This is a genomic window from Stenotrophomonas sp. CASM101 (assembly GCF_049384845.1).
In the GTDB taxonomy this organism is placed as follows: domain Bacteria; phylum Pseudomonadota; class Gammaproteobacteria; order Xanthomonadales; family Xanthomonadaceae; genus Stenotrophomonas; species Stenotrophomonas hibiscicola.
Window position 1 is genome coordinate 91,018 of the sequence record NZ_JBMRFR010000012.1, and the last position, 26,796, is coordinate 117,813.

The following is a 26,796-nucleotide window of genomic DNA, read 5'->3' on the forward strand; positions in this document are numbered from 1 at the left end:
TCCTGCCGATTCCAGGCCGGTACTGCGGGGGCTCAGCCGTTCAGCGCGGGGCCGGGCAGGGATGCCGCATCGGACGTGGCGTTCAGCGCATCCAAGGTGAACAGCGCCTGCGGCAGGCGCTTGAACTGGTCGGCCAGCTCCATCAGGAAGTCGTTCATGGCCGAGCTGCGGCGCCAGATCATGGCGATGCGGCGGCTGGGACGGCCCTCGCCGGTGAAATCGAGCAGGCGGATGTTGTTCGAGCGTGGCACTGGCGGCTGCACCGACAGGCTCGGCAGCAGGGTGATGCCGACGTCGGCGGCGACCATCTGCCGCAGGGTTTCCAGGCTGGTGGCGCGGAATTCGGACTTCTCATTGGCGCCGAACAGGCGGCACACTTCCAGCGCCTGGTCGCGCAGGCAATGCCCGTCTTCCAGCAGCAGCAGCTTCTGCGTCGCCAGTTCCTGCACGTCCAGATGTTCGCGACGGGCCAACGGGTGACGCCCGGAGACAGCCAGCAGGAACGGCTCCTCGAACAGGAACTCGGCATGCAGCTGGTCGTCCACCACCGGCAGCGCCAGCAACGCAGCATCCAGCTTGCCTTCGCGCAGGCGGTCCAGCAGCACGTCGCTCTTTTCCTCGACCAGCAGCAGTTCCAGCTCCGGGAAGCGCTCGCGGATGCGCGGGATCACATGCGGCAGCAGGTACGGGCCGAGGGTCGGGAAGATGCCCAGGCGCACCGTGCCGGCTTCCGGATCGCGGCTGCGTCGCGCGGCTTCCTTCAGCTGTTCCACTTCGGACACGATCACCCGCGCCCGTGCCGCCGCTTCCTGACCGGCCGGGGTCAGCATCACCTTGCGCGGTGCGCGTTCCACCAGCGGCAGGCCCAGCTCTTCTTCCAGCTTGCGGATCTGCGTCGACAGCGTGGGCTGGCTGACGAAGCAGGCGGCGGCAGCCCGGCCGAAATGCTTGTGGTCGGCCAGGGCTACCAGGTACTTCAGATCACGTAGGTTCATCCTTACACCCCAGGGGTAACGGACCGGCTGACGGCGTGGTTACCCGACAGGCAGACAATGTTCCCGGTGATCTGGGAACGGTGGATCAGGCTGCTTCAGCAACGGCACCGCTGCTGTTGCTCACCGACGAGCGGATCAGGTGGTCGAACGCACTCAGTGCGGCGGTCGAGCCGGCGCCCATGGCGATGATGATCTGCTTGTAGGGCACCGTCGTGCAATCGCCAGCGGCGAACACGCCCGGCAGGTTGGTCTGGCCGCGGTCATCGATGACGATCTCGCCACGCGGCGAAAGCGCCACCACATCCTTCAGCCACTCGGTGTTGGGCAGCAGGCCGATCTGCACGAAGATGCCTTCCAGCTCGACGCGGTGGGCATCGCCGCCGATGCGGTCCTTGTACACCAGGCCGGTGACCTTGCTGCCGTCGCCCAGCACTTCGGTGGTCTGTGCGCTGGTCAGCACCGTCACGTTGGCCAGGCTGCGCAGCTTCTTCTGCAGCACTTCGTCGGCACGCAGGCTGGAATCGAACTCCAGAAGGGTTACATGCGACACGATGCCGGCCAGATCGATGGCCGCTTCCACGCCGGAATTGCCGCCGCCGATCACCGCCACGCGCTTGCCCTTGAACAGTGGGCCATCGCAGTGCGGGCAGTAAGCCACGCCCTTGTTGCGGTACTGGTCTTCGCCCGGCACGTTCATCTGCCGCCAGCGTGCGCCGGTGGACAGGATCACCGAACGGGACTTGAGCACCGCACCGTTCTCCAGCTGCACCTGCACCAGGCCGTCTTCGCCGGCCGGCACCAGCGCGCTGGCACGCTGCAGGTTCATGATGTCCACGTCGTACTCGCGCACGTGCTGTTCCAGCGCCGTGGCCAGCTTCGGGCCTTCGGTTTCCTTCACCGAGATGAAGTTCTCGATCGCCATGGTGTCCAGCACCTGGCCACCGAAGCGCTCGGCAGCGATGCCGGTACGGATGCCCTTGCGCGCGGCATAGATCGCCGCTGCGGCGCCAGCCGGGCCACCACCGACCACCAGTACGTCGAAAGCATCCTTGGCGGCGATCTTCTCGGCATCGCGCTTGCCGGCATTGGTGTCCAGCTTGGCCACGATCTGCTCCAGGGTCATGCGGCCCTGGTCGAACACTTCACCGTTGAGGTACACGGTCGGCACCGACATGATCTCGCGCTTCTCGACTTCGTCCTGGAACAGCGCACCATCGATGGCCACGTGCTGGATGCGTGGGTTGAGTACCGCGGCCAGGTTCAGCGCCTGCACCACGTCCGGGCAGTTCTGGCAGGACAGCGAGAAGTAGGTTTCGAACTTGTATTCACCTTCCAGGTTCTGCACCTGCTCGATCAGCTCGGCGGTGGCCTTGGACGGGTGGCCGCCGACCTGCAGCAGGGCCAGCACCAGCGAGGTGAACTCGTGACCCATCGGCAGGCCGGCGAAGGTCAGGTGGATGTCCTGGCCCGGGGTGCCCAGGTCGAAGGACGGCACGCGGCCCTGCCCATCGCGCAGCACCTGCAGCGAGATCTTGTCCGACAGGCTCTCCAGGGTCTGCAGCAGGTCCAGCATTTCCTGCGACTTGGCGCCATCGTCGGCGTGCGCGGTGATCTGGATCGGGCGGGTCACGCGTTCCAGATAGGTCTTCAGCTGCGACTGCAGGTTGGTGTCCAACATCGGGTCATCTCCTGGCTTCAGGCAAACAGGGGGCGTGGCACCGCTGTAGAAGGTAGCGGACCAGCTGGGGGTAGGGGTGAACCCAAGACAGCGACCGTGGAAGGGGCTGGCTGGCCAAGGCGGGCGAGCGTTGGCTGTCTTGGGTTCACCCCCACGCCGGCGGGGGGACCGGCACGGGGATGAAGGGCGCGCCGTGGCGTGGGGCCACGGCAGGCCGGTAGGGCTTAGATCTTGCCGACCAGGTCCAGCGACGGGGTCAGGGTCTTCTCGCCTTCCTTCCACTTGGCCGGGCAGACCTGGTTCGGGTTGGCGGCGGTGAACTGGGCAGCCTTGAGCTTGCGCAGGGTCTCGGACACGTCACGGGCGATCTCGTTGGAGTGGATCTCCAGGGTCTTGATCACGCCTTCCGGGTTGATGATGAAGGTGCCGCGCAGGGCCAGGCCTTCTTCTTCAATGTGCACGCCGAAGGCGCGGGTCAGCTGGTGGGTCGGGTCGCCGACCAGCGGGAACTGGGCCTTGCCGACGGCCGGCGAGGTCTCGTGCCACACCTTGTGCGAGAAGTGGGTGTCGGTGGTGACGATGTAGACCTCGGCGCCGGCCTTCTTGAACTCGGCGTAATGGTCAGCGGCGTCTTCGATCTCGGTCGGGCAGTTGAAGGTGAAGGCGGCCGGCATGAAGATCAGGACGGACCACTGGCCCTTCAGGCTGGCGTCGGAAACCTTGATGAACTCGCCGTTGTGGTAGGCGTTGGCTTCGAACGGCTGGATCTGGGTATTGATGAGGGACATCATTTTTCCTCTTGGTGAAGGGGAGTGGGTGAATCGACAGGAGCTAGGTTACCCATTCGCTCGCGATAAGAACAATCCATTGATTGCATCTATTCGATAGATGGAGTCTATCGAATGGCCCTTAGCAGACACTGAACCTCGCCATCGCCATCCTGCAATTGCCTGTGTGACAAGGGAAATCTCGGCAGACCGCTGCTTGGGGCCGATAGTCCCTCCTTATCCCGCCCGGCGGAACCTGAACGGATTCCGGTTTTGTAGAGCCGAGCCTGTGCTCGGCTGCTCCAGAAGCAGCCGAGCACAGGCTCGGCTCTACAATTGCAGCATGTCCTTTCAAGCCCAACCCACCCTGCGTCAGGTCGTAGCCGACGCCAGTGCTCGCTTGGGCAGCAGCGACGCCCGCCACGAGGCGGAACTGCTGCTGCTGCATGTACTGGACCGCCCGCGCAGCTGGCTGTTCGCGCACGCCACCGATCCGCTGGCCGCCAATGACCAGGCCGCCTTCGAGGCGTTGCTGGCCCGCCGCGTGGCCGGTGAGCCGGTGGCCTACCTGACCGGCCGTCGCGGATTCTGGACGCTGGACCTGGAGGTCGACCCGGCCACGCTGATCCCGCGTCCGGAAACCGAGCTGCTGGTCGAGCTGGCGCTGGAGCGCCTGCCGCCAGACCAGTCGCTGCAGCTGGCTGACCTGGGCACCGGCAGTGGTGCGATCGCACTGGCACTGGCCAGCGAACGGCCGCAGGCGCAGGTGCTGGCCACCGACGCCAGCCCGGGCGCGCTGGCGGTGGCCGCGCGCAATGCCGCCCGCCATGATCTGCGCAACGTCCGCTTCGCCGAAGGCGGGCACGACTGGTATGCGCCGCTGCAGGGCGCGCGTTTTGATCTGATTGCCAGCAACCCGCCGTACATCGCCAGCGACGATCCGCATCTGGAGCAGGGTGACCTGCGCTTCGAGCCGGCCACCGCACTGGCCTCGGGTCCGGATGGCCTGGATGACATCCGCCGTATCGTCGACGGTGGCCAGGCCCACCTGCGGCCCGAGGGCTGGCTGTTGATCGAGCACGGTTGGGACCAGGGCGCGGCGATCCGTGCGCTGTTCGACGCGGCGGGATTTGTCGAGGTGCAGACCGCACAGGACCTGGAGCAGCGCGACCGCACCACCCTGGGCCGGCGTCCGGCCTAGAATGGAGGTTCTCCTGCCCCGGCAGGGCATCACCCTGGAGCTGCAAGCATGCGTACGCTGTACCCCGCCATCACCCCCTACGACGTCGGCACCCTGAAGGTCGACGACCGCCACACGCTGTACTTCGAACAGTGCGGCAACCCGGACGGCAAGCCGGTGGTGATGCTGCACGGTGGCCCGGGCGGCGGCTGCAGCGACAAGATGCGCCAGTTCCACGACCCGTCCAAGTACCGCATCATCCTGTTCGACCAGCGCGGTGCCGGCCGTTCCACCCCGCACGCCGACCTGGTGGACAACACCACCTGGGACCTTGTTGCTGATATCGAGAAGCTGCGCGAACACCTGAAGGTCGATCGCTGGCAGGTGTTCGGCGGCAGCTGGGGCTCGACCCTGGCCCTGGCCTACGCCGAAACCCATCCGCAGCGCGTGACCGAACTGGTCCTGCGCGGCATCTTCATGCTGCGTCGCTGGGAACTGGAATGGTTCTACCAGGAAGGCGCCAACCGCCTGTTCCCGGATGCGTGGGAGCATTACCTCAAGCCGATTCCGCCGGTGGAGCGCCATGACCTGATCTCGGCCTTCCACCGCCGCCTGACCAGCGACGACGAAACCACCCGCCTGGAAGCGGCCAAGGCCTGGGCGGTGTGGGAAGGCGCGACCAGCTTCCTGCATGTCGATGATGACTTCATCAACAGCCACGAAGACCCGCATTTCGCGCTGGCGTTTGCCCGCATCGAGAACCACTACTTCGTCAACGGTGGTTTCTTCGAGGTGGAAGACCAGCTGCTGCGCGACGCGCACCGCATCGCCGACATCCCGGGCGTGATCGTGCACGGCCGCTACGACGTGGTCTGCCCGCTGGCCAACGCCTGGGACCTGACCAAGGTGTGGCCGAAGGCGAAGCTGGAAATCACCCCGGCCTCGGGCCATTCGGCGTTCGAGGCCGAGAACGTGGATGCGCTGGTGCGCGCCACCGATAGCTTCGCCTGATCGGTAGTGCCGGCCGCTGGCCGGCAATGCTTCACCATCAGCGCCGGGCATCGCCCGGCGCTACCGGCCTCATCCACGCATGGCGTGGATTTACCAGTCCCCGGCCAGCAACGCGTCGGCCAGCACCTGCAGCTTCGGCGAGTGCTGGCGCGACGGCGGGTAGATCAGCGACAGCGCACGGCTGCGGCCCTCGAACGGCTGCAGCACGCGTTGCAACCGGCCGTCGGCCAGCGCGTCGGCCACGGCGAAATCCATCACCTGCACGATGCCGATACCGGCGATGGCCGCTTCCACCAGCGGATCGCCGCTGTCGAACACCATCCGCGTCGGTGGTGTGACCTCACGCAGTTGCCCGTCCTGCAGGAACTGCCAGTCCACCAGCCGGCCACTGCGCAGGTTGCGCACGGCCAGGCACGCGTGGCCCTGCAACGCCGCCACATCGTCCGGTGCGCCACAGCGGGCCAGGTAGCCGGGGCTGGCCACCGTCACCCAGCGCAGCGGCCGCAGTGGCCGCGCGACGATGCGCTGGTCGGCGATGACGCCGGTGCGCAGCGCGGCATCGAAACCTTCCTCGACCAGATCGACCAGGCGGTCGTTGAGCACGGCTTCCACCTGCAGTTGCGGGTGCTGCTGCAGCATCGGCCCCAGCAGCGGTACCAGCACCTTGCGCCCGAACATCGAGGGCGCACTGATCTTCAGGATGCCCGAGGGCGTGCACGGACGGTCGGCCAACTGGCGTTCGGCGTCTTCGAGACCGCACAGCAGGGGCGCGACCTGATCGACGAACTGGCGACCATCCGGGGTCAGTGCCACGTTGCGGGTGTTTCGCTGCAGCAGCTTCACCCCCAGCGTGGCCTCCAGCCGACTGATCGCGCGCGACAGGCCTGACTGGCTCAGGCCCAGCTGCCCGGCGGCGACGGTGAAACTGCGTGCTTCGGCCACCTGCACCAGCATGCGCACGGCATTGAGGTCCATCGAAGTTCCATTCATGCTGAAAATCATGACAGATATGGCTGGAAAGGGGTTTATTGATAGCTCTGCATCAATGAGACTGCGCTCCCCCACAGCACCGGACCGTCGATGCCTCCCCTCAAGTACCCGCGCTGGGCGCTGGCCCTGCTGGCCACCGCCCAGCTGATCATCGCCCTGGATGCCACCATCATCTTCGTCGCCCTGCACGACATGGGGCGCGCGCTGCAGATCAACGCACAGCAGCTGCAATGGGTGGTCAGTGCCTACACCGTGGCCTTTGGCGGCAGCCTGCTGCTGGGGGGCCGTGCCGCCGACCTGATCGGCCGTCGCCGCTTCTACCGGCTGGGCATGCTGCTGTTCGCACTGGCGTCGCTGCTCGGCGCGCTGGCGCCGAACGCCACCCTGCTGATCATCGCGCGTGCGGCGCAGGGCATCGGCGCGGCATTGCTGTTCCCGGCCACGCTGGCGCTGATCAACACGTTGTATGCGGAAGGTCCGGTGCGCAACCGTGCACTTGCGATCTGGAGCATGGCCAGCGCGGTGGGCTTGGCGCTGGGCACGCTGCTCGGCGGCGTGCTGACCCAGGCGTTCGGCTGGCCGGCGGTGCTGGCGGTGATCGTGCCACTGGCCACCACCTGCGCGGTGGCTGCGGGTGCGTGGTTGCCGGCCGATGGCCCGCGTGCGCAGGGCCGCTCGTTCGATCTGGCCGGCTGCATCACCGTCACTGCCGGCGGCAGCCTGCTGGTCACTACCCTCGTGCAAGGGCCGGAGTGGGGCTGGACTGCGCCGGCCACGCTGGGCTGCCTGCTGCTGTCGGTGCTGCTGCTGGTGGCGTTCGTGCAGATCGAACAGCGCAGCCGCGATCCGCTGATGCAGTTCGCGCTGCTGCGCCTGCCGGGCCTGCGCGCAGCGCTCGGCCTCACCTTCGCCTTCATGAGCAGCTATGGCGTGCAGTACTACTTCATGGCGCTGTACTTCCAGGATGGTTACGGCTGGAGCCCGCTGCAGGCCGGCCTGGCGTTCCTGCCAGCCACGGCGGTGTGCACGCTGGGCATCCAGTTGGCCGAGTGGGCCTTGCAGCGCTGGAGCGCACGCAAGGTGCTGGTGCTGGGCCAACTGGCCGGTGCCCTGGGCATCGCCTGGGTGGCGGCCACCCTGCCGCACGGATCGAACTTCTGGCCGCTGCTGCCGGGCGTGGTGGTGTTGAGCATCGGCCAGGGCATGACCTGGACCTCGATGTGGATCGTGGCCGGGCAGGGCGTGCCGGCTGCACAGCAGGGTATTGCATCTGGCATGGCGGCGACCGCGCAGCAGATCGGTGGTGCGCTGGGCCTGGCGGTGCTGGTGATGGTGGCCAATGCCCATGCGGGTGCAGCCGGTTCGCCGAGTGCACTGGCCGGGCTGGTGCGCGCCGAATACGGTGCCGCCTTGTTTTCACTGTTCGGCGTGGTGATCGCGCTGGGCCTGCGCCCGGCGCCGGCCGAATCGGCCGCCACCGTCTGCCCGGCCAACGAGGCATGATTGAAGGCGCTGCCGTGGGTGGATGTGCCGCGCCTGAGCATTGCCGGCCGCTGGCCGGCAAACACATTGATCCAACTACCCTGAGGTTTCCGGCCAGCGGCCGGCACTACCGATCCGGAATGGATCCACGCGCATTCAACCCAGCGCCAGCAACTGCGGCTGCAACGCGCTGAAGATCCGCGCCAGCCGCTCTGCCCACGCCTGCTGCCCGGCGGCATCGGCGATCAGGTCCTGGCGGATCTCCAGCTCCACGTGCACCAGGCCGCGCCCTTCGCCATGCACCGGTACCGCGTAGTCGCTGGTACTGCTGACCGAATACGGTTCGTTGTCACCCACCACCAGGTCGCCTTCATCGCGCAGTGCCTGCAGCAGGGCATGCGCAAAGCGCGTGTCCTGGTGGTACAGCACGCCGGCGTGCCACGGTCGCTGCGCGCCGTTCATCACAGGGGTGAAGCTGTGCATCATCACCAGCAGGGTGGGGCGGCCGGCAGCGCGGCGCGCGTCCAGTTCCGCATCGATGCGGGCGTGGTAGGGTGCGTGGATCGCATTGATGCGCTGCTGCCGCTGCGCCGCCGACAGCGCGGCATTGCCGGGCACCACGGTGTGGTCGCTCACCTCCGGAATCAGCGTGGGCGAGGCCAGTGGGCGGTTGCAGTCGATCAGCAGCCGCGAATAGGTCTGTTCGATCGCCCAGGCATCCAGCCGTTCGGCCAGTGCACGAGTGGTGCCGGCAATGCCGATGTCCCAGCCGATATGGCGGTCCAGTTCGGCCTGCGGCAAGCCCAGGCCTGCGAGGGCACGCGGCACCTGCTGGCCGGCGTGGTCGGCCAGCAGCAGGTACGGCGACGCGCCCTGCGGTTGGTGGACGGTGTAGATCGCCGGGTCGTCGGCGCCGAGCAGCGCCGGCAGCGCATGCAGGTCGGCGTCAGCCACGCGGGCGTCCGTCCAGGTGATGCTCGATCATCCACAGCCCGGCCCAGAGCTTGGCATCCAGCTCGTAGCCTTCGCCCATCTTCTGCACCAGCCAGGCCGCTGCCTCACTGCGCGGAATCTCGTGGACGATGATGTCCTCGCTGTCGTCGCCACCCCCTTCGCCGATCCGGCGCAGGCCGGTGGCGCGCACGAAGGCGATCTTCTCGCTGCTGGCGCCGGAAGAGGTCGGGCCGATCAGCAGCACTTCGGCGTGATCGGCGGTCCAGCCGGTTTCTTCCTCGAGCTCGCGCACGGCCGAGACTTCAATCGATTCGCCGGCGTGGATGTCGCCGACCAGGCCGGCCGGCATCTCGATGGTGGGGGCCTGCAGCGGTACACGGAACTGTTCGACGAACAGCACCTTGTCCTCCGGGGTGACGGCGATGATGATCGCCGCCAGGCCGCCGGCGTGGGTGCGTTCGCTGTATTCCCAGGTACCGCGCACGACCATGCGCTGGTACTTGCCTTCATAGACGACACGCGGGGCTTCGGTATTGCGCTGGCTCATGCGGGCTCGCTGTGGGTGGGAAGAGGGTCGGCCACGCCAGCGGCATCGAACAGCCGGCGGCGGGTCATCGGGCCGAATCGAAGGGTCTGGCACAGGCCACCGAGCAGTTCCGGGTCGGCCGCCTGGCGCAGCAGGCCGGGTTGGCTGCCTTCCAGCGGCGCGTCCAGCGCGATGGTGGTCAGCTGGCGCCAGAGCCGGGCATGCTCGCGCTGCTCGCGCAGGCGCACCGCCATCTGGGCCGCGCCGCGCAGGCGCAGGAACGGCACTTCGTCCAGGCGTTCGTACAGTGCATCCATGCTGCCGAAATGGGCCAGCAGCACGGCGGCGGACTTGCTGCCCACGCCACTGATACCGGGAATGTTGTCCACCGCATCGCCGCACAGCGCCAGGTAGTCGGCAATCTGGTGCGCGTGCACGCCGTGCCGCGCCTTCACCCCGGCCACGTTCCAGCGCTGGTTGCGCGCATAGTCCCACTGCTCGTCATGGTCGGCCAGCAGCTGCGACAGGTCCTTGTCGGCGGAGATGATCACGCCGCGATGGCTGCTGCGGTGAACGTGCAGGGCGCTGCCGATCAGGTCGTCGGCCTCGTATTCGTGGTGCGCCAGCACCGCCAGGCCCAACGCCGCGCATAACGCCTTGCAGTGCACGAACTGCCGCTTGAGTGCTTCCGGTGCCGGATCACGGTTGGCCTTGTAGGCCGGGTACAGGCGGTGGCGGAAGCCGCTGTCTAGCGCTTCATCGAAGGCGATGGCGATGTGCTGCGGGCGCTCGCGCTCGAGCAGGTCCAGCAGGAAGCGGGCGAAACCGTGCACGGCATTGGTCGGCCAGCCCTGCGCGTCCTGGAACTGGTCCGGCAGCGAGTGCCAGGCGCGGAACACGTAGATGCTGGCATCGACCAGGTACAGCGAAGGCGGCGGTGCCGGCAGGCTCATGCCGGCGGCGTCCAGTCGCGCAGCAGCGCGGCCGGGTCCGGACGCTCGCGCTCGGGTACGGCGGCCTTCGGCGTACCGATATGGATGAAACCGGCGACGCTCTCGCCCTCGGCCAGGCCCAGGTAGGCGTGCACGGCGGGGTCGACGGCCATCCAGGCGGTCAGCCACTGCGCGCCGAAGCCCAGCGCCTGTGCGGCCTGCAGCAGGGCGAAGCAGACGCAGCCGGCGGTCATCAGCTGCTCCTGTTCGGGGACCTTCGGGTCCGGGCGCGGGCTGGCCACCACCACGATCACCAGCGGGGCATGACTGAAACGCTGGCGGTCCTTCTCGAATACCGCCTCGCCGGCATGCGGGTCGCGCTGGCGGCTGCGCTCGGCCAGGAAGTTGCCCAGAGTGTGACGTGCATCGCCGGCGATCTTCAGGAAGCGGAACGGTACCCGCTTGCCGTGGTCGGGCACGCGTACGGCCGAGGCCAGCATGCGCTGCAGGGTTGCCGGGTCCGGGCCGGGCTCGCCCAATTGCCGCGAGGGCACCGAGCGGCGGGCATCCAGGGCAAGCAGGGCAAGCAGGGCAGTGGGGTCGGGCATGGAGTCTGAACCGGTCATCACGGGCATTTGATTATAGTCGGGGTGGTCGAAGACGCCGTCTGGGTCGCGTCCAGCCCCTGAATACCAAACTGTGATGAACATCATGCCACTGGCGGGAAAGGGACGGCCGCCTGCTCTCGCCTCGTGGGCCTTGCACGGCTTACGATATCCATCTTGCCGGGCCGCCGGTCATGAGGTTTGAAGTGAGGACTGTTTCACTGTCCGTGACGGGCTGGCCGGCCTACCATCGACGTACCGGTACATGGGGTGTGCCGGCCGCCGCGATGTCCATGCTGACTGTCGTACCAGAGAAGGTGGGGAGCCTTCCCGAATGATGAGCGCGCCCACACCGATGGGATCGCCGGGTCGTGACCCGGTCCAGTTGCAGCGTGCCCGGGACATGGTCCTGCCCGCGCTGTGCCAGGTTTTCGGGGCCGCACTGGCGCGTTTCGACGACGCACTGTTCGACCGCGCCGGCAATGCCGGTTCGTCGCAGCTGCTGTTCCTGGATGCGATGCGTGAACTGCGCCGCCGCCGCGAGGACATCGCCGGTGCCTTCGCCGGCCATCTGCAGCGGGCTTGGGACGCGCTCGCCAGCGGCGAGCCGCTGTCGGCCGAGGCGACCCTGTCCGGTCCTGCCGAAGATGGCCTGAGCCTGCTGGCCGAACATGTACTGGAATCGCGGCTGGCGGTGCGTAATTTCGCCACCGTGCTGCTGCGCGACTTCAAGCCGGTGCTGGCGCGGCTGGACCGGCGCCTGGGCCGCCTGATCGGCGGCGCCGAGCTGGATGCCGACCACAACCCGGTCAGCCCCGAACACCTGGGCGTGGCCATCCACGAGGCCTTTGCCGGCTGCGAGCTGGCGCCGGAAGTGCACCTGGTGCTGATCAAGCTGTGCGAGCGCGACCTGCGCGCGCCGGTGGGCCGCATCTACGAGAAGCTGGACGAGCAGCTGGCCGCCGCTGGCGTGATGTCGCAGGTGGGGGCCCCGCGGCGTCCATTGTCGGCCGCGCCCGACCCGCGCATGGCGGCGGGGGCGGATGATCTGGTCGAGCCGCGCCACGCGGCGGGCTTGGAATCCGAGTTCAGCGATGATGAGCAGGCCGCGCCGGCCTGGGCGCAGCGCTTCGCCGCGCGCTGGTCCGAGCGCCGTGGCCACATGCAGCAGCATCTCGGGGGCGACGATGCCGGCAACGGCGAGGCGTATGCCGGCCAGCAGGGCATGCTGCTGGAGGCCCTGCATGAGCTGCTGCAGCAGACCCGTCACGTTCGCGAGGATGCCACCTCGGCCGCGCAGGTCGCGGTCGGCCAGCATCGCCCGTTGAGCCAGCGCGAGATGATGTCGGTGCTGTCACTGCTGCAGGCCACGCCCAGCGCCACCCTGCGCGCGGCCATCGGCGAGGACGGCGAATCCCTGGCGCAGCGGTTGAAGAGTGAAGTACTGTCCAGCGCGACCCGGCTGGGCGTCGATCCGGGCCAGACCCGGCTGGACCCGCAGGACGAGGATGCGATCGACCTGGTGGGCATGCTGTTCGACGTGATGCTGGACGAGCGCGAACTGGAAGGCCGCTCGCGCGAGCTGATCGGCCGCCTGGTGGTGCCCTTCGTCAAGGTGGCGATGCTCGACCGCCGGATGTTCGTGCAGAAGACCCATCCGGCGCGCAAGCTGCTCAACTCGCTGGCGGAGGCCTGCGAGGGCAACACCGGCGAGAGCCAGGCCGAGCGCATGCTGATGGCCAAGGTCGAGGAGATCATCGAACGGCTGGTGGCCGAGTTCAACGAGAACCTGGCGATCTTCCTGACCCTGGAAGAGGAATTCCGCGAGTTCCTCGTGCAGCACCGCCGCCGCGTGGAAATCGCCGAGCGGCGCGCCGCCGAAACGCAGCGTGGCCAGGAAAAGCTGGAAATGGCCCGCAGCCGGGCAGGTGCCGAACTGGACCGTCGCATCGGCGATGCCTCCCTGCCGCCGGCCATCGCCGAGTTCCTGCGCCAGCCGTGGCAGCACCACCTGACCCTGGCCCTGCTGCGCGAGGGCGAGGAGGGCGCGTCGGTGGCCGAGGCACTGAGCCTGGCCGACGGCCTGCTGGAGGAAGTGGCCGAGGCGCGCCGCCAGATCGTCGGCAAGCCATGGCTGCAGGCCTGGCAGCCGGCGCTGGCCAAGGTGTTCGGCAGCGTTGGCGTGCACGGTGATGCCGCCACCGGCGCCATTGATGCACTGCATGACACCTTGCAGGGCATTGCCGAATCGCGGCCGGAGCTGCAGCGCGCGCTGCCGGAGCTGCCGCAGGTCGCGTTGCCGGTACCGCCGGTGGCTGAATCGCCAGCGGTCGAGCTCGGCGGGCAGATCGACGCCGACGATTTCGACAACGCCGATGCCGACCGCTTCCGCCGCATGGAAATCGGCAACTGGCTGGATTTCGTCGACAAGGACGGCAAGGTCCAGGCCGGCAAGCTGTCCTGGGTCAGCCCGATTTCCTCGCGCCTGTTGTTCGTCAACCGTCGTGGCGTGCGCTTCTGCGTGGCCTCGCCGGAAGAACTGGCGGTGATGGTGCGGCTGGGCCGCCTGCGTGCCCACGTTGACGATGGCGCCTTCGACAGCGCGATGCAGGGTGTGATCGATCGGCTGGACCCGGGCAGCGCAACGCTGCACTGAGCCGTGGCCGCCTGCTAGGATCGGGAAAACTCACCGATCAGCGGGGACCTGCATGGCCGTGGCGTTGCTGGGGATCAAGGAGACCGCGCCGGGCGAACGGCGCGTGGCGCTGACGCCGGAAACCGCGCGCAAGCTCGGGGCCATGGGCATTGCCGTCTGGTATGAGGCGGGCGCGGGTTTGGCCGCTGGTTTCACCGACGCCGCCTATGACGATGCCGGTGCACGCGTCTTCGACACGGGCCGCTGGGCCGAGATCGACATCCTGCTGTGCGTGCAGGCCCCCCCTGCGGCGGTGCTGGAACAGCTCAAGCCCGGCGCCAGCGTGGTCGGCCTGCTGGCCCCGTCCAGCGATCCGGCGCTGGCCGCGCTGGCGACCGATGGTCGCCTGCAGCTGTTCCCGCTGCAGCAGCTGCCGCGCACCACCCGTGCGCAGGCGATGGATGTACTCAGTTCGCAGGCCGGCATGGCCGGCTACAAGGCGGCGCTGATCGCTGCAGAACGTGCACCGCGTTTCTTCCCGATGCTGACCACCGCCGCCGGCACTGTGCGCCCGGCCAAGGTGCTGGTGATCGGTGCCGGCGTGGCGGGCCTGCAGGCCATTGCCACCGCGCGCCGCCTCGGTGCACAGGTGGAAGGCTTCGACGTGCGCCCGGAAACCCGCGAGCAGATCCAGTCACTGGGTGCACGCTTCCTCGATCTTGGCGTGAGTGCGGCCGGCGAGGGCGGTTATGCGCGCGCACTGAGTGATGAGGAGCGCGCCGAGCAGCAGCGCCGGCTGGCCGACCACCTGCGCAGCGTGGATGTGGTGATCTGCACCGCAGCGGTGCCGGGGCGACCGGCGCCGACGATCGTGACTGCGGCAATGGTGGAGGGCATGGCTGCTGGCAGCGTGATCGTGGATCTGGCTGCCGAGAGCGGTGGCAACTGCGCTCTGACCCAGCCGGGGCAGTGCATCGAACACCAGGGCGTGACCATTGATGGCCCACTGGGCCTGGCCAGCCGCGGCGCGACCCAGGCCAGCGAGATGTATGCGCGCAACCTGCTCAACTTCGTCGCGCTGTTCGTGCGCGAAGGGCAGCTCGGTTTCGACTGGGAAGACGAGTTGCTGGCCAAGACGCGCTGGCAGGCGTGACCTGACCTGCATGCTGTAGAGCCGAGCCCATGCTCGGCTTGCGCAGACGCGATGAAGCAGCCGGGCGTGGGCTCGGCGCTACAGAGGATTGAATCTGGCCTTACCGGGGCTTCGCCGGCGGCGGGTTGTCGCGCACCCAGTCCTTGCGCTGTTCCGGCGTCATCTGTGACCAGCGCTCGCGCAGGGCATCGCGCTGCGCGGGGGGCAGCCCCCGCATCTGGCCGAACAGGGCGCGGGCCTGCTCGCGCTGTTCCGGGCTCATGTGCTCGAAGCGGCGCAGGCCGCGGCGGGCCTTGTCGCGCTCTTCCGGACTCATCGATTGCCAGCGCTGGCCGTGCGAGAGCATGCGCTGGCGCTGGCCGGCATCGGCGCTGTTCCAGCGGTCGCGTAGCGGCGCCAGCAGGGACTCCCGCTGCGCTTCACTCAACTGTTCCCAGGCCGGCAGCGGTGCGGCCGGCGCAGGGCGTGCGGCAGGGGCGGGCGCGGCGCTCTGCGCCACCGCCGGGACGGCCGGCAGCAGCAACAGGGTCATCAGCAGGGGCAGGGTGTGCAGTCGGGGCATGATTCACTCCATCGCCAGGTCGGTATCGCCCAGCCACAGGTACAGATCGGGATTTTCGTCGTAGAGCGCGCTGTTGTCTTCCACCGCGGCAAGCACAGGTGCCGGCGCAGGGCCCGTCAGCGTGCCATGGCCGGTGAACTGCAGGCCTATCCCCAGCGCCACCACCAGCGAGCATGCACTGGCCAACCACCAGCGCCAGCGCCCCCGGTGGGCGGCCGTGGCGCCGTGGCGAGCGTGGCGCAGCCGGGCCAACGTTGCAGGCGACAGCGCCTGCAGCGACTGCGCATGCAGGCTGCGCAGGGTGTCGTCGGAAGGCAGGGAGCGTTTCACGGGTGGATCTCCAGATAATCCTGCAGCGCCTGCCGGGCGCGTGCCAGATGGGTTTTTACCGCGCCTTCGCTGCAGCCCATGGCGCGGGCAGTGGTGGCCCCGTCCAGGTCCTGCAGCACGCGCAGGGTGAAGGCCTCGCGCTGGCGGGCGGGCAGGCGGCGCAACGCGTCCACCAGCTGCTGGTACTGCTGGCGCTGTTCATGCGCCTGTGCCGGGTCGGGGCCGGGATCGGCCCAGTCGATCCCGCCGCCTTCCGCGTCCTGGTTGTCGCGCCAGAACGGCAGGCGGAAGCGGCGCCGGCGCTGCACGTCGATCACGCGCCGGCGCAGGATGCTCCAGAACAGCGGCGCCCATTCGGCCGCCGGCTTGTCGGCGTAGTCCAGCATGCGCATCAGCGCGTCCTGCACCGCATCCATGGCGTCTTCGCGCTGGCGCAGGCCGGCCTCGGCGAAGCGGAACGCACGCGGGCCGACGCTGGCCAGGAACGCCTCCAGCGATGCCGGCGGGGCATCGGTCTCGGCGCTCGGGGGGACGGGGCTGCTCACCAGCACAGGGTACGGTTCCTCGCTCGGGGTCACCATCGACAACGCGTGAGCGCCGCTTCGGTTGACGCCGGGTGCACGCGGGGTTCAGCCCATGGTTATGATGGGACGACGAAGACAGAGCAGGAGCGTTGCCAGTGAGTGACGGGTTCGTGGCGCTGTACATCTTCATGCTGGCGGCCATCGCCGGCCACGTGATCATTTCGCGGGTGCCGGTGATCCTGCATACCCCGCTGATGTCGGGCTCCAACTTCATCCACGGCATCGTGCTGATCGGCGCGATGGTGGTGCTGGGGCATGCGCATACGCCGCTGGAGAAAGCCCTGGGCTTCCTCGCCGTGGTGCTCGGTGCCGGCAACGCCGCCGGTGGCTACGTGGTCACCGCGCGCATGCTGGAAATGTTCAAGCCGAGCGCGCCCAAGGGGGGCCAGGACGAACCGAAGGAGCCGCAGGCTTGAACATCAGCACCGTCGAACTGCTCGATTGGCTGGTCAAGGCCAGTTACCTCGCTGCCGCCACGCTGTTCCTTCTGGGCCTTCAGCGCATGGCCTCGCCGCTGACCGCGCGCAGCGGCATCCGCTGGGCCGGGCTGGGCATGCTGCTGGCCACGGTGGCGACCTTCTTGCTCCCCGAACTGCACAACGTGCCGCTGATCCTGGTGGCGCTGCTGCTCGGCGCCGGCCTTGCCTGGTGGTCGGCCGGCAAGGTCGCCATCACCGACATGCCGCAGATGGTGGCGCTGTACAACGGCATGGGCGGTGGCTCGGCGGCGGCGATCGGTGCGGTGGAACTGCTGCGCTACGCCTTCCTGGCCCATCGCGATACCCGCCACTGGAGCGCGCAGGCGCTGGCCGACCTGGCCGCGCGCCAGCCGTCGGGCACGGTGCTGCTGCTGGCGGTGGTCGGCGCGACGATCGGTGCCGTGTCGCTGTCCGGTTCGGTGATTGCCTGGGCCAAGCTGGATGGGCGCCTGGACAAGCGCGTGACCTGGCCCGGCCAGCAGGTGATGAACCTGCTGGTGGCGCTGGCCGTGGTGGTGCTGGCGATCATCGCCGCCAGCACGCTCAGCACCTGGGCGATCGTCGCCTTCTTCGTACTGGCGCTGGCGCTGGGCGTGCTGATGACGCTGCCTATCGGTGGCGCCGACATGCCGGTGGTGATCTCGCTGTACAACGCGTTCACCGGCCTGGCGGTGTCGTTCGAAGGCTACGTGCTGGGCAACGAGGCATTGATCATCGCGGGCATGATGGTCGGCGCCGCCGGCATCCTGCTGACCCGGCTGATGGCCAAGGCGATGAACCGGCCGATCCGCAATGTGTTGTTCTCCAACTTCGGTGGTGGCGCCGGCGGGGAAGCGCAGGCGATCAGCGGTGCGCAGAAGCCGATTGAAGCGTCGGATGTCGCGGCGATGATGGCCTACGCAGAACGCGTGGTGATCGTGCCTGGTTACGGCATGGCCGTGGCGCAGGCCCAGCACAAGATCTGGGAGCTGGCGCAGCGGCTGGGCCAGCGCGGGGTGAAGGTGAAGTTCGCCATCCATCCGGTGGCCGGGCGCATGCCCGGGCACATGAACGTGCTGCTGGCCGAAGCGGGTGTGCCCTACGACCTGATCGCCGACATGGACGACATCAACCCGGAGTTCGCCAACACCGACGTGGTGCTGGTGATTGGTGCCAACGACGTGGTCAATCCGGTGGCACGCACCGACCCGGCCAGCCCGATCTACGGCATGCCGGTGCTGGACGTGGTCAATGCGCGCAACGTGGTGGTGATCAAGCGCGGCAAGGGCACCGGTTTTGCGGGCATCGAGAATGCGCTGTTCTACGCCGACAACGCCCGCATGCTGTACGGCGATGGTGCCGAAGCGGCAGCCTCGCTGGTCAGCGAGTTGAAGGCGCTCGACGGCGGGCATTGAGGCCCGGCTGCATCCGTGGGTGCGGACCTTGGTCCGCACGCTTCTGCCGGCCAGCGGCCGGCACTACCATCCCATCCACGCATGGCGTGGATCTACCTGCATATCCCCGGCGGACGTGGCAACCGGCGTGCTCAGCGCGCCAGCCAGGCGCCCACGGCCACGCCCAGCGCCAGCCACAGCCATTCCACCGCGCCATTGGCGAGGGCGATCAGGGTCCAGGCCAGGTGCGGGCCCATCCGCAGGGTCGCGTCCCACAGGTCCAGCCCGATCGAGCCGCCCATCCAGGCGCTGGCGATGGTCCAGTTGGCGACGGCGGTCACCAGCAGGGTGCCCAGCACGACCAGTGCAATGCGCAGCCGGCCCGGGCCCAGCGTACCCATGCGCAGCATGAACACCAGTTCCAGGGCGGTCACGACCGCCATCCAGCCGACCTGCCGGCCGGTCATCAGCGCCAGCACCATCCAGGCGAGGGGAGCAACAAGCAGGCCCAGCAACAGCATGATGGGCCAGAGCCAGGTCACGGTCCTGGCACGCGCGGCATTGGAGGACATCGAAGCTCCCTGAAGATCACCCACAGGATACTGTGGTTTGCCGCAGTGCACCGGCGGCGGCAGGGCGGCTGGGCTAGAATGCCGTCTTGCGTGGCCCCGGCCACGGCCCCATATCGGTCCCCATGTATTCCCGTAGCAGCGAACCTGTCCACTTCGAACGCGATTGCGAGGCCGTGATGGTCCCGCAGGGCGACACCGTGACCCTGCCCGCCGGCAGCTATGGTTACATCACCCAAGCGCTGGGCGGCAGTTATTCGGTGTTCGTCGAGGGCAACCTGTTCCGCATCGCCGGCAAGGACGGCGACGCCATCGGCAAGGAAGCGCCGGCACCGCTGGAACTGCCGGCCGACGCCACCGATGAACAGGTGGAACAGCTGGTATGGCAGCAGCTGCGCACCTGCTTCGACCCCGAAATTCCGGTGAACATCGTCGAACTGGGCCTGGTCTACGAGGTCGAGATCAAGCACCTGGACGAAGGCAAGCGCGAGATCGATGTGAAGATGACCCTGACCGCACCGGGTTGCGGCATGGGCGAGATCCTGGTCGACGACGTGCGCAGCAAGCTCGAAATGATCCCGACGGTGGCCGAGGCCGACGTCGACCTGGTGTTCGACCCGCCGTGGAACCAGCACATGATGTCCGAGGCGGCCCGGCTCGAGACCGGCATGCTTTGACCCACGGCCCGCAGTGACGCGGGCCCGGCAATACCCGCAACCAGAACAGGAAATCTCCGGTGTCCCAGTCCATTCCCAGCTTCGCCGTCACCCGTTCGGACCACCCGCGCAGCGCTGAAGAGCGCGCCAAGATCCTGGAGAAGCCGGGCTTCGGCCTGCACTTCACCGATCACATGGTGGAAGTGCGCTGGGACAAGGATGCCGGCTGGCACAACGCCAGCGTGCGTGCCTACGGCCCGCTGCAGCTGGACCCGGCCGCGGCCGTGCTGCACTACGGCCAGGAGATCTTCGAAGGCATCAAGGCCTACCGCCATGCTGACGGCTCGATCTGGACCTTCCGCCCGGATGCCAACGGCCGTCGCCTGCAGCGTTCGGCGCAGCGCCTGGCGCTGCCGGAACTGCCGGTGGAGATCTTTGTCGAATCGCTGAAGCAGCTGATCGCCGTCGACAGCGACTGGGTGCCGTCGGCCGACGAGTCGAGCCTGTACTTCCGCCCGTTCATGATCGGCGATGAAGCCTTCCTCGGCGTGCGCGGTGCGCACAAGGCCGGCTACTACGTCATCGCCAGCCCGGCCGGCCCGTACTTCGCCAAGGGCGTTGCCCCGGTGTCGATCTGGCTGTCCACCGAATACGCGCGTGCGGCCAAGGGCGGCACCGGTGCTGCCAAGTGCGGTGGCAACTACGCCGCCTCGCTGCTGCCGCAGCAGAAGGCGCAGGCGCAGGGTTGCTCGCAGGTGCTGTTCCTCGACCCGGTCGAGGGCAAGTACCTGGAAGAACTGGGCGGCATGAACGTGTTCCTGGTCTACAAGGACGGCACGCTGGTCACTCCGGAACTGTCCGGCAGCATCCTCGAGGGTATTACCCGCGAGAGCATCCTGCAGCTGGCCCGCGACCGCGGCATGAAGGTCGAAGAACGCAAGGTCAGCATCGACGAGTGGAAAGACGGCGTCGCCTCCGGTGCGATCAGCGAAGTGTTTGCCTGTGGCACCGCCGCGGTGGTCACCCCGATCGGCCAGCTGAAGGGCGAGGGCTTCTCGGTGGGCGACATCAACGCCCCGGCCGGCGAGGTGACCATGTCGCTGCGCAAGGAACTGACCGACATCCAGTACGGCCGCCTGCCGGACCGCCACAACTGGCTGGTCAAGCTGGGCTGATCGCCCACATCGAATCGTAGAGCCGGGCCCGCGCCCGGCTGCGCTTCTGGAAAGCCCGTCCCCGCGACGGGCTTTCTGCATTTCAGGCCAACGGGGTCAGATCCCTTTCCGCGTGAAAAAGGATTTGACTCCGGATCGGCGGACGCCGATGTCGGCAAAGTCATTCCGGGACATGTGATGGCCCAGTCAGGTCTGTGCAGGACGCGAGAAAGTTCCTTCACCTTCACAAACCCTTGACCCGAAAAGTCTCAGAACGAACATTTCATCTAGCTGAAAAGACGCTGAAAATCTTGTGGTGTCCGGTTTCGGCCATTAGCGTCATCTGCACGGCGGATCGTTAGGGGGATCCGCTGGCTCGCCGGACTTCGAACCTCGCCAATGCAAGCCAGCCCAGGGTTCGGGCCGGTGCTTCTGCCGATTCCGGCATTCACACCACAAGAAAGGGAAATACGATGTCCCAGGTAACGCAACCGCGTGTGCGTCGAGTGTGGGTGGTCCTTGGTGCGTCCGTTCTGTCATCGCTGCTGCTGGCCACGCCTGCGCTGGCCGGCGATGTCCAGCTCAGCGGCCTGCAGTCCGCGCCGACCCACCAGCGTTTCATCGTGAAGTACCGCGACGGCAGTGCGCCGGTGGCCAACACCACCGCACTGGCCTCTTCACTGAAGAATGCCGCCGCCGGCCTGGCCAGCAGCCAGGGCCGCGCACTGGGCCTGCAGCAGGTCCGCAAGCTGGCCGTCGGCCCGACCCTGGTCAGGACCGATCGCCCGCTCGACCAGGCTGAATCCGAGCTGCTGATGCGCAAGCTGGCCGCCGATCCGAACGTGGAGTACGTCGAAGTCGACCAGATCATGCGCGCGACGCTGACCCCGAACGACACCCGCTTCAGCGAACAGTGGGGCTTCGGTACCTCCAATGCGTCGATCAACGTGCAGCCGGCCTGGGACAAGTCGACCGGCACCGGCGTGGTCGTGGCGGTGATCGACACCGGCATCACCAACCACCCCGATCTCAACGCCAACATCCTGCCCGGCTACGACTTCATCAGCGACGCCGCGATGGCGCGCGATGGTGGCGGTCGCGACAACAACCCGAACGATGAAGGCGACTGGTACGGCGCCAACGAGTGCGGCTCGGGCATCCCGGCCTCCAACTCCAGCTGGCACGGTACCCACGTCGCCGGCACCGTGGCGGCAGTGACCAACAACAGCACCGGCGTGGCCGGTACCGCATTCAACGCCAAGGTTGTGCCGGTGCGCGTGCTCGGCAAGTGCGGCGGTTACACCTCCGACATCGCCGACGCGATCGTATGGGCCTCCGGCGGCACCGTCAGTGGCGTGCCGGCCAATGCCAACCCGGCTGAAGTCATCAACCTCTCGCTGGGTGGTGGCGGCAGTTGCTCCACCACCTACCAGAATGCGATCAATGGCGCTGTCGGCCGTGGCACCACCGTGGTGGTCGCCGCCGGCAACAGCAACACCAACGTGTCCTCGTCGGTGCCGGCCAACTGCCCGAACGTGATTGCCGTGGCGGCCACAACCTCGGCCGGTGCGCGTGCCAGCTTCTCCAACTACGGCACCGGCATCGACATCTCGGCACCGGGCCAGAGCATCCTGTCCACGCTCAACACCGGCACCACCACGCCGGGCAGCGCCAGCTACGCGTCGTACAACGGCACCTCGATGGCGGCGCCGCATGTGGCCGGCGTGGTTGCGCTGATGCAATCGGTCGCGCCAAGCCCGCTTAGCCCGGCGCAGGTCGAGAGCATCATCAAGAGCACCGCACGCCCGCTGCCGGGGTCATGCTCGGGTGGCTGCGGTGCCGGCATCATCGACGCCAACGCCGCAGTGTCCGCGGCCATCAACGGGGGCGGCACTCCGAATCCGGGCGGCAACGTCCTGCAGAACAATGTGCCGGTCACCGGCCTGTCGGCCAGCAGTGGTTCATCGCTCAGCTACACCGTCAATGTCCCGGCCGGCAGCAGCCAGCTGCGCGTGGCGATCAGCGGCGGCACCGGTGACGCCGACCTCTACATCCGCCAGGGCAGCGCGCCGACCGACACGGTGTACACCTGCCGTCCGTACCTGAGCGGCAACAGCGAGACCTGCACGGTGAACAGTCCGGCCGCCGGTACCTGGTATGTGCGGGTGAAGGCGTACAGCACTTTCTCGGGCGTGACCCTCAACGCCCAGTACTGAGCCCAAGTCCCTCTCCATGGGCACGCCCCGGCCCAGGCCGGGGCGTTCTTGCATGGGGCCGGCGGTGGTACGTGCCGCCGCGCCATGGTGGGTGCCGACCTTGGTCGGCACGCTGTTCCTCAGACCGATTCGAAGCGGTTCGCGGCCACGTTCTTGCGCACGTGCTGCGGGTCGAAGATCCGCCCGTTCATCGCGATGTACACGCCGCTCGGCAGCGACTGCACCGCACCGATCGCACAGCCGATGTTGAACTCCGCATCCGAGCCGCGGAAGCGTGCCGGGCTCAGTGCACCGGTCATCACGATGGTCTTGTCCGGAATCGTCGCCAGCACCTTGCCGGTCTGCACCATCGAGTCGGTGCCGTGGGTCACCAGCACGTGCCGGGTCGGCTGCGCGGCGATGGTGGCGCGGATCAGCTCGCGGTCGTCATCGTTGATGTGCAGCGAATCCTTGCGCAGGATCGGAATCACGTTGAAGCGGAACGTCACGCCCAGCTCGCGCAGGATCATGCCGATCTGCGGATCGCCGATCTGGTAGTCCGACTTGTCGTCGAAGTAGATCTTGTCGATCGTGCCACCGGTGGTGACGACCAGGAGCTCTTCCATCATGTGCATGCGCGAAACCAGGACAGGTGCAGCGGCGCGGGGCCGGGAGCACAGATGATACGGCCCGGCGGGCGCAGCGTCAGCGTCGCTTGCCGAAGCGGGCGCGCAGCCCTGGCAGGCTGGCGCTGAAGATCACCAGCAGGGCCAGTGTGATTTCGATCAGCGCCAGCCAGCGCGTCTGCGGGTGGCTCCAGGCGCTCATCACGCCGTGGCTGAACCAGCCCAGGGCCAGCACCGAGGCCCAGAAACCCGTCCTGCGCCAGCCCAGGCGCAGCGCAATGGCCAGCGCGAGCGGTGGCGCGGTAAACACCAGCTGGGTGGCCAGCCAGTGCTTGTCATTGATGAACCAGCCGGCGAACAGCGCAGCCAGCCCCATCAGGGCCAGCAGCAGGACCGTGCGCTGCCCGGTGCTCATCGGGCCAACCGCTGCGCGATGTCGGCCACCCGGCGGCCAAGCGCGCGCGCAAGCACGGCTTCATCGTCGGTCGGCTGCGGGTCGTCGGCGGCACCGGCCACGTGGCTGGCGCCATACGGCGTGCCGCCACTGGTGGTGTGGCTCAGCGCCGGCTCGGTGAACGGGATGCCGACGATCACGCAGCCATGGTGCAGCAGTGGTACCTGCATCGACAGCAGGGTCGATTCCTGGCCGCCATGCATCGAAGCAGTCGAGGTGAACACCCCGGCCGGCTTGCCCGACAGGGTGCCGTTGACCCATTCGGCGCCGAGCCCGTCGAGGAAATACTTCACCGGCGCGGCCATGTTGCCGAAGCGGGTCGGGCTGCCGAGCAGCAGGCCCTGGCATTCGGCCAGGTCCTGCACGCTCACGTAGGGGGCGCCATCGTCGGGCACCGGCGGCTGCGCGGTCTGGGTCACTGCGGCCACCGGCGGCACCGTGCGCAGGCGCGCGCTCATGCCAGGCACTTCGCCGACGCCCCGCGCGATCTGGCGCGCCAGCCGTGCCACCGAACCGCCCCGGCTGTAGTACAGCACCAGAATCTCGCCCATCGTGCCCGCTTCTCCTCGTCGTGTGGCCACCAGTATGGCTATCCTGCCAGCATTCCGCATCGGGTACCCTTTCGCCGATGGAACCTTTGGATACGCTCAACCTGTGGATGGAGCGCGCGCGGGATCGCGCACGGGCCATCAGTTTCGGCCGCTTCCTGTGGCATCGCTTCCTCGACGACCGCCTGTTCCAGGCAGCGGCGGCGCTGGCCTATACCACGGTGTTCGCGCTGGTGCCGCTGGCCATCGTGGTGTTCGGCGTGCTCTCGGCCTTCCCCGTTTTCGACCGCTGGAGCGACCAGCTCAGCGACTACGTATTCTCCAACTTCGTGCCCAACGCCGCGCGCGCGGCCGAGGGCTACCTGCGGCAGTTCTCGGCCAGCGCCGGCCAGCTCACCGCCGCCGGCTTCATCGCGCTGGTGGTATCGCTGCTGATCACCCTCAACAGCGTGGAAGAGACCTTCAACCAGATCTGGCGGGTTGGCTCCACCCGGCCCAAGCTGACCCGCTTCCTGGTCTACTGGACCGTGCTGACCCTGGGCGCGATGCTCGCCGCTGCGTCGCTGGCGGTGTCGGCGCGGGTGTTCGCGTTGCCGTTGTTCGGTACCCAGGAGGGCCGTTGGCTGGCCGAACTGGCCCTGCGGCTGGCGCCGATCCTGATCGAGTTCGTCTGCATCACGCTGATGTTCCGGGTGGTGCCGCACCACACCGTGAAGTGGCGGCACGCGATACCCGGCGCGATTCTGGCGGCGGTGATCCTGGAGCTGGTGAAGTGGGGCATCGGGGCCTATCTGGGCAGCTTCCAGTCCTACCAGAAGCTGTATGGCACGGTGGCCTTCGTGCCGATCCTGCTGCTGTGGATCTACCTGTGCTGGGTGGCGGTGCTGCTGGGCGCATCATTGTCTTCGTCGATGGCGGCCTTCCGCTACCAGCCGGTGGAACTGCGCCTGCCGCAGGGGTATGAGTTCTATGGACTGCTTCGCCTGCTCGGCCGCTTCCAGCATGCACGGGCGAAGGGCAAGGGCCTGGCCGATGACGAGATCCTGCGGCTGGAGCCGATGCTGACCGATTCACTGCTGCAGGACCTGATCTGCAATCTGCAGGACATCGACCTGCTGCGCCGCGATGAGCGCGGCGAGTGGCTGCTGTCGCGCGATCTGGACCAGGTCAGCCTGGCCGATCTTTACGAATGCACCCAGCTGCGCATCCCGGTGGCCGAGCAGCACCTGCCGTATCGTGATGACAGCCTGGGACGTGCCGCATTGGCGGCGCTGGACGATCTGCGACTGCCCTTGCGTGAACGCCTGAAGCGCAAGGTCAGCGATATCTACACCGATTCCGGAGACATGCCATGACCCGCAAGACCCCGTTGCTGCTGCCGCTGGCACTGTTGCTGGCGCTGTCGGCCTGCAAGCCGGCCCAGGAGCCCACCCCCGCCAGCAGCCAGCCACCGGCACAGGCACCGACCCCGGCCACCCCCGCAGCGGTGGAGGAGATCCCGGCCGAACGTGCCACCACCGAGTTCCCGACGCTGAAGATGAAGGCGGTGGACGGCAGCGACTACGACCTGGCCGCGCATCGCGGCAAGTGGGTGGTGGTGAACTTCTGGGCGACCTGGTGTGCCCCGTGCCGCAAGGAGATGCCCGAGCTGTCGGCGCTGCATGCGATGCGCAGCAACATCGAAGTGGTCGGCCTGGCCTATGAAGACATCGAGGTGCCGGAGATGCAGTCGTTCCTGACCAAGCATCCGGTGACCTATCCGATCGTGATCGTGGACCCGTTCGATCCGCCGGCGGACTTCGCCACGCCACGCGGCTTGCCGTTGACGCACCTGCTGGATCCGCAGGGCAAGCTGGCGCACACGTTCCTTGGCCCGGTGACCGCCGCCGACATCGAAAAGCAGATCGCGGCTGCCAGGTAATGGGGTTGGGCGGCAGGGCCTGCGGCCCTGCACCCGCGGTAGTGCCGGCCGCTGGCCGGCAGCAACAGCAACAGCCGAAGCAACAGCAACAGCCCAAGCGGGGTTTCCTGTGGGTAGGCGGGGTGGGTCCGGTGGCGGGGGGCGCTGCAAGTACGTCCATGTAAGCTCGGTCGCCGCATCCATGCGGCTCACGCCCCCGCCACCGGACCCACCCCGCCTTCGACAGTTCTCCGCGAACTGTCGGAATGCATGGCCTGCTCTTGGTGGGTGTCGACCTTGGTCGACACGTAGATCCACGCCATGCGTGGATGCTCTTCGTTCAATTGTCGAAATAATCGATTTCAATGGAGATTCATCCACGCATGGCGTGGATCTACCAGATCGCCGGAATCTGTCAGAGGTGGGGCGGGGGGGGGGGGGGGGGGGGGGGGGCCCCC

27 protein-coding genes are annotated in these 26,796 nt (G+C 67.7%); 12 read left to right on the plus strand and 15 right to left on the minus strand.

The window, feature by feature from the left end:
- Positions 1–32 precede the first annotated feature (32 nt).
- The 3 genes from VG543_RS15795 to ahpC form a co-directional block, all read right to left on the minus strand.
- Positions 33–995: a LysR substrate-binding domain-containing protein gene (locus VG543_RS15795; protein ID WP_021203199.1), complete on the minus strand. Its 963-nt coding sequence runs from the start codon at positions 993–995 to the stop codon at positions 33–35.
- An 85-nt stretch (positions 996–1,080) separates the two neighbouring features.
- The gene (gene ahpF / locus VG543_RS15800; RefSeq protein ID WP_423178738.1) at positions 1,081–2,673 is read right to left on the minus strand and encodes an alkyl hydroperoxide reductase subunit F; all 1,593 of its coding nucleotides are present in this window, start codon (positions 2,671–2,673) and stop codon (positions 1,081–1,083) included.
- A 224-nt stretch (positions 2,674–2,897) separates the two neighbouring features.
- A complete protein-coding gene (gene ahpC / locus VG543_RS15805; protein WP_005415368.1) occupies positions 2,898–3,461 on the minus strand; it encodes an alkyl hydroperoxide reductase subunit C in 564 nt (187 codons plus the stop codon).
- A gap of 322 nt (positions 3,462–3,783) precedes the next feature.
- Here ahpC and prmC point away from each other — a divergent pair, with 322 nt between their 5' ends.
- Together prmC and pip are read left to right on the plus strand one after the other, a co-directional pair.
- Entirely contained in the window at positions 3,784–4,641 is an 858-nt protein-coding gene (gene prmC / locus VG543_RS15810) for a peptide chain release factor N(5)-glutamine methyltransferase (protein ID WP_312543620.1), read from the plus strand.
- Positions 4,642–4,689: 48 nt separating this feature from the next.
- A complete protein-coding gene (pip, locus tag VG543_RS15815; protein WP_021203202.1) occupies positions 4,690–5,631 on the plus strand; it encodes a prolyl aminopeptidase in 942 nt (313 codons plus the stop codon).
- 90 nt (positions 5,632–5,721) lie between these two features.
- Here the strand turns inward: pip and VG543_RS15820 are convergent, their stop codons facing one another.
- The gene (locus VG543_RS15820; protein ID WP_423178774.1) at positions 5,722–6,606 is read right to left on the minus strand and encodes a LysR family transcriptional regulator; all 885 of its coding nucleotides are present in this window, start codon (positions 6,604–6,606) and stop codon (positions 5,722–5,724) included.
- 105 nt (positions 6,607–6,711) lie between these two features.
- Here VG543_RS15820 and VG543_RS15825 point away from each other — a divergent pair, with 105 nt between their 5' ends.
- Positions 6,712–8,124, plus strand: a complete 1,413-nt coding sequence (locus VG543_RS15825; RefSeq protein WP_423178736.1) for an MFS transporter — start codon at positions 6,712–6,714, stop codon at positions 8,122–8,124.
- Between the two features lie 135 nt (positions 8,125–8,259).
- On the opposite strand, the gene VG543_RS15830 is transcribed toward VG543_RS15825, so the two are convergent.
- The 4 genes from VG543_RS15830 to VG543_RS15845 are packed head-to-tail and all read right to left on the minus strand — an operon-like array spanning position 8,260 to position 11,123.
- Entirely contained in the window at positions 8,260–9,057 is a 798-nt protein-coding gene (locus VG543_RS15830; protein WP_155028989.1) for an N-formylglutamate amidohydrolase, read from the minus strand.
- Positions 9,050–9,604, minus strand: coding sequence for an NUDIX hydrolase (locus VG543_RS15835; RefSeq protein WP_019661142.1), 555 nt, complete (start codon positions 9,602–9,604; stop codon positions 9,050–9,052). The genes VG543_RS15830 and VG543_RS15835 overlap by 8 nt, the downstream gene beginning before the upstream one ends.
- Complete coding sequence (locus VG543_RS15840; protein WP_019661143.1) at positions 9,601–10,536, minus strand: 5'-3' exonuclease; 936 nt, start codon at positions 10,534–10,536, stop codon at positions 9,601–9,603. Before VG543_RS15840 ends, VG543_RS15835 begins: the two co-directional genes overlap by 4 nt.
- Positions 10,533–11,123, minus strand: a complete 591-nt coding sequence (locus tag VG543_RS15845; RefSeq protein WP_423178735.1) for a nitroreductase family protein — start codon at positions 11,121–11,123, stop codon at positions 10,533–10,535. Before VG543_RS15845 ends, VG543_RS15840 begins: the two co-directional genes overlap by 4 nt.
- Before the next feature lie 331 nt (positions 11,124–11,454).
- Here VG543_RS15845 and VG543_RS15850 point away from each other — a divergent pair, with 331 nt between their 5' ends.
- Both VG543_RS15850 and VG543_RS15855 read left to right on the plus strand, forming a co-directional pair.
- Positions 11,455–13,776: a DUF1631 domain-containing protein gene (locus tag VG543_RS15850; RefSeq protein ID WP_021203205.1), complete on the plus strand. Its 2,322-nt coding sequence runs from the start codon at positions 11,455–11,457 to the stop codon at positions 13,774–13,776.
- 52 nt (positions 13,777–13,828) lie between these two features.
- The gene (locus VG543_RS15855; RefSeq protein ID WP_423178734.1) at positions 13,829–14,908 is read left to right on the plus strand and encodes an NAD(P) transhydrogenase subunit alpha; all 1,080 of its coding nucleotides are present in this window, start codon (positions 13,829–13,831) and stop codon (positions 14,906–14,908) included.
- A gap of 100 nt (positions 14,909–15,008) precedes the next feature.
- On the opposite strand, the gene VG543_RS15860 is transcribed toward VG543_RS15855, so the two are convergent.
- The 3 genes from VG543_RS15860 to VG543_RS15870 are packed head-to-tail and all read right to left on the minus strand — an operon-like array spanning position 15,009 to position 16,381.
- A complete protein-coding gene (locus tag VG543_RS15860; protein WP_019661147.1) occupies positions 15,009–15,470 on the minus strand; it encodes a DUF3106 domain-containing protein in 462 nt (153 codons plus the stop codon).
- A gap of 3 nt (positions 15,471–15,473) precedes the next feature.
- Positions 15,474–15,800 (minus strand): hypothetical protein, encoded by a 327-nt coding sequence (locus VG543_RS15865; protein WP_019661148.1) that lies wholly within the window; start codon positions 15,798–15,800, stop codon positions 15,474–15,476.
- Positions 15,797–16,381 (minus strand): RNA polymerase sigma factor, encoded by a 585-nt coding sequence (locus tag VG543_RS15870; RefSeq protein WP_019661149.1) that lies wholly within the window; start codon positions 16,379–16,381, stop codon positions 15,797–15,799. Before VG543_RS15870 ends, VG543_RS15865 begins: the two co-directional genes overlap by 4 nt.
- 98 nt (positions 16,382–16,479) lie before the next feature.
- Between VG543_RS15870 and VG543_RS15875 the strand changes: the two genes are divergently transcribed.
- Together VG543_RS15875 and VG543_RS15880 are read left to right on the plus strand one after the other, a co-directional pair.
- On the plus strand, positions 16,480–16,800 hold the full coding sequence (locus VG543_RS15875) for an NAD(P) transhydrogenase subunit alpha (RefSeq protein WP_423178732.1): 321 nt from the start codon (positions 16,480–16,482) through the stop codon (positions 16,798–16,800).
- A complete protein-coding gene (locus VG543_RS15880) occupies positions 16,797–18,257 on the plus strand; it encodes an NAD(P)(+) transhydrogenase (Re/Si-specific) subunit beta (protein ID WP_423178731.1) in 1,461 nt (486 codons plus the stop codon). The genes VG543_RS15875 and VG543_RS15880 overlap by 4 nt, the downstream gene beginning before the upstream one ends.
- A gap of 131 nt (positions 18,258–18,388) precedes the next feature.
- On the opposite strand, the gene VG543_RS15885 is transcribed toward VG543_RS15880, so the two are convergent.
- Positions 18,389–18,808 carry a hypothetical protein gene (locus VG543_RS15885; RefSeq protein ID WP_019661152.1) on the minus strand — a complete coding sequence of 140 codons (420 nt, stop codon included), beginning with the start codon at positions 18,806–18,808 and terminating at the stop codon, positions 18,389–18,391.
- Between the two features lie 122 nt (positions 18,809–18,930).
- Here VG543_RS15885 and sufT point away from each other — a divergent pair, with 122 nt between their 5' ends.
- The 3 genes from sufT (at position 18,931) to VG543_RS15900 (ending at position 22,831) form a co-directional block, all read left to right on the plus strand.
- A complete protein-coding gene (sufT, locus tag VG543_RS15890; protein ID WP_005415385.1) occupies positions 18,931–19,482 on the plus strand; it encodes a putative Fe-S cluster assembly protein SufT in 552 nt (183 codons plus the stop codon).
- A gap of 59 nt (positions 19,483–19,541) precedes the next feature.
- On the plus strand, positions 19,542–20,636 hold the full coding sequence (locus tag VG543_RS15895; protein ID WP_423178730.1) for a branched-chain amino acid aminotransferase: 1,095 nt from the start codon (positions 19,542–19,544) through the stop codon (positions 20,634–20,636).
- Positions 20,637–21,088: 452 nt separating this feature from the next.
- The gene (locus VG543_RS15900) at positions 21,089–22,831 is read left to right on the plus strand and encodes a S8 family peptidase (protein WP_019661154.1); all 1,743 of its coding nucleotides are present in this window, start codon (positions 21,089–21,091) and stop codon (positions 22,829–22,831) included.
- Positions 22,832–22,950: 119 nt separating this feature from the next.
- Here VG543_RS15900 and VG543_RS15905 read toward each other — a convergent pair whose 3' ends face one another.
- From VG543_RS15905 to wrbA, 3 genes are all read right to left on the minus strand, one after another.
- Positions 22,951–23,436, minus strand: a complete 486-nt coding sequence (locus VG543_RS15905) for an asparaginase domain-containing protein (protein WP_423178773.1) — start codon at positions 23,434–23,436, stop codon at positions 22,951–22,953.
- A gap of 79 nt (positions 23,437–23,515) precedes the next feature.
- A complete protein-coding gene (locus VG543_RS15910; protein ID WP_019661155.1) occupies positions 23,516–23,851 on the minus strand; it encodes a DUF2069 domain-containing protein in 336 nt (111 codons plus the stop codon).
- Positions 23,848–24,441: an NAD(P)H:quinone oxidoreductase gene (wrbA, locus tag VG543_RS15915; protein WP_329847007.1), complete on the minus strand. Its 594-nt coding sequence runs from the start codon at positions 24,439–24,441 to the stop codon at positions 23,848–23,850. Before wrbA ends, VG543_RS15910 begins: the two co-directional genes overlap by 4 nt.
- Before the next feature lie 77 nt (positions 24,442–24,518).
- On the opposite strand from wrbA, the gene VG543_RS15920 reads away from it, so the two are divergent.
- On the plus strand, positions 24,519–25,793 hold the full coding sequence (locus tag VG543_RS15920; RefSeq protein ID WP_019661157.1) for a YihY family inner membrane protein: 1,275 nt from the start codon (positions 24,519–24,521) through the stop codon (positions 25,791–25,793).
- On the plus strand, positions 25,790–26,359 hold the full coding sequence (locus VG543_RS15925) for a TlpA family protein disulfide reductase (protein WP_423178729.1): 570 nt from the start codon (positions 25,790–25,792) through the stop codon (positions 26,357–26,359). Before VG543_RS15920 ends, VG543_RS15925 begins: the two co-directional genes overlap by 4 nt.
- Positions 26,360–26,796 lie beyond the last annotated feature (437 nt).

Excerpts from the sequence above, each read along its gene's own strand:
- VG543_RS15795 (WP_021203199.1), bottom strand. The coding sequence starts at position 995 with ATGAACCTACGTGATCTGAAGTACCTGGTAGCCCTGGCCGACCACAAG.
- ahpF (WP_423178738.1), bottom strand. The coding sequence starts at position 2,673 with ATGTTGGACACCAACCTGCAGTCGCAGCTGAAGACCTATCTGGAACGC.
- ahpC (WP_005415368.1), bottom strand. The coding sequence starts at position 3,461 with ATGTCCCTCATCAATACCCAGATCCAGCCGTTCGAAGCCAACGCCTAC.
- prmC (WP_312543620.1), top strand. The coding sequence starts at position 3,784 with ATGTCCTTTCAAGCCCAACCCACCCTGCGTCAGGTCGTAGCCGACGCC.
- pip (WP_021203202.1), top strand. The coding sequence starts at position 4,690 with ATGCGTACGCTGTACCCCGCCATCACCCCCTACGACGTCGGCACCCTG.
- VG543_RS15820 (WP_423178774.1), bottom strand. The coding sequence starts at position 6,606 with ATGGACCTCAATGCCGTGCGCATGCTGGTGCAGGTGGCCGAAGCACGC.
- VG543_RS15825 (WP_423178736.1), top strand. The coding sequence starts at position 6,712 with ATGCCTCCCCTCAAGTACCCGCGCTGGGCGCTGGCCCTGCTGGCCACC.
- VG543_RS15835 (WP_019661142.1), bottom strand. The coding sequence starts at position 9,604 with ATGAGCCAGCGCAATACCGAAGCCCCGCGTGTCGTCTATGAAGGCAAG.
- VG543_RS15840 (WP_019661143.1), bottom strand. The coding sequence starts at position 10,536 with ATGAGCCTGCCGGCACCGCCGCCTTCGCTGTACCTGGTCGATGCCAGC.
- VG543_RS15845 (WP_423178735.1), bottom strand. The coding sequence starts at position 11,123 with ATGCCCGACCCCACTGCCCTGCTTGCCCTGCTTGCCCTGGATGCCCGC.
- VG543_RS15850 (WP_021203205.1), top strand. The coding sequence starts at position 11,455 with ATGATGAGCGCGCCCACACCGATGGGATCGCCGGGTCGTGACCCGGTC.
- VG543_RS15855 (WP_423178734.1), top strand. The coding sequence starts at position 13,829 with ATGGCCGTGGCGTTGCTGGGGATCAAGGAGACCGCGCCGGGCGAACGG.
- VG543_RS15860 (WP_019661147.1), bottom strand. The coding sequence starts at position 15,470 with ATGCCCCGACTGCACACCCTGCCCCTGCTGATGACCCTGTTGCTGCTG.
- VG543_RS15870 (WP_019661149.1), bottom strand. The coding sequence starts at position 16,381 with ATGGTGACCCCGAGCGAGGAACCGTACCCTGTGCTGGTGAGCAGCCCC.
- VG543_RS15885 (WP_019661152.1), bottom strand. The coding sequence starts at position 18,808 with ATGTCCTCCAATGCCGCGCGTGCCAGGACCGTGACCTGGCTCTGGCCC.
- sufT (WP_005415385.1), top strand. The coding sequence starts at position 18,931 with ATGTATTCCCGTAGCAGCGAACCTGTCCACTTCGAACGCGATTGCGAG.
- VG543_RS15900 (WP_019661154.1), top strand. The coding sequence starts at position 21,089 with ATGTCCCAGGTAACGCAACCGCGTGTGCGTCGAGTGTGGGTGGTCCTT.
- VG543_RS15905 (WP_423178773.1), bottom strand. The coding sequence starts at position 23,436 with ATGGAAGAGCTCCTGGTCGTCACCACCGGTGGCACGATCGACAAGATC.
- VG543_RS15910 (WP_019661155.1), bottom strand. The coding sequence starts at position 23,851 with ATGAGCACCGGGCAGCGCACGGTCCTGCTGCTGGCCCTGATGGGGCTG.
- wrbA (WP_329847007.1), bottom strand. The coding sequence starts at position 24,441 with ATGGGCGAGATTCTGGTGCTGTACTACAGCCGGGGCGGTTCGGTGGCA.
- VG543_RS15920 (WP_019661157.1), top strand. The coding sequence starts at position 24,519 with ATGGAACCTTTGGATACGCTCAACCTGTGGATGGAGCGCGCGCGGGAT.
- VG543_RS15925 (WP_423178729.1), top strand. The coding sequence starts at position 25,790 with ATGACCCGCAAGACCCCGTTGCTGCTGCCGCTGGCACTGTTGCTGGCG.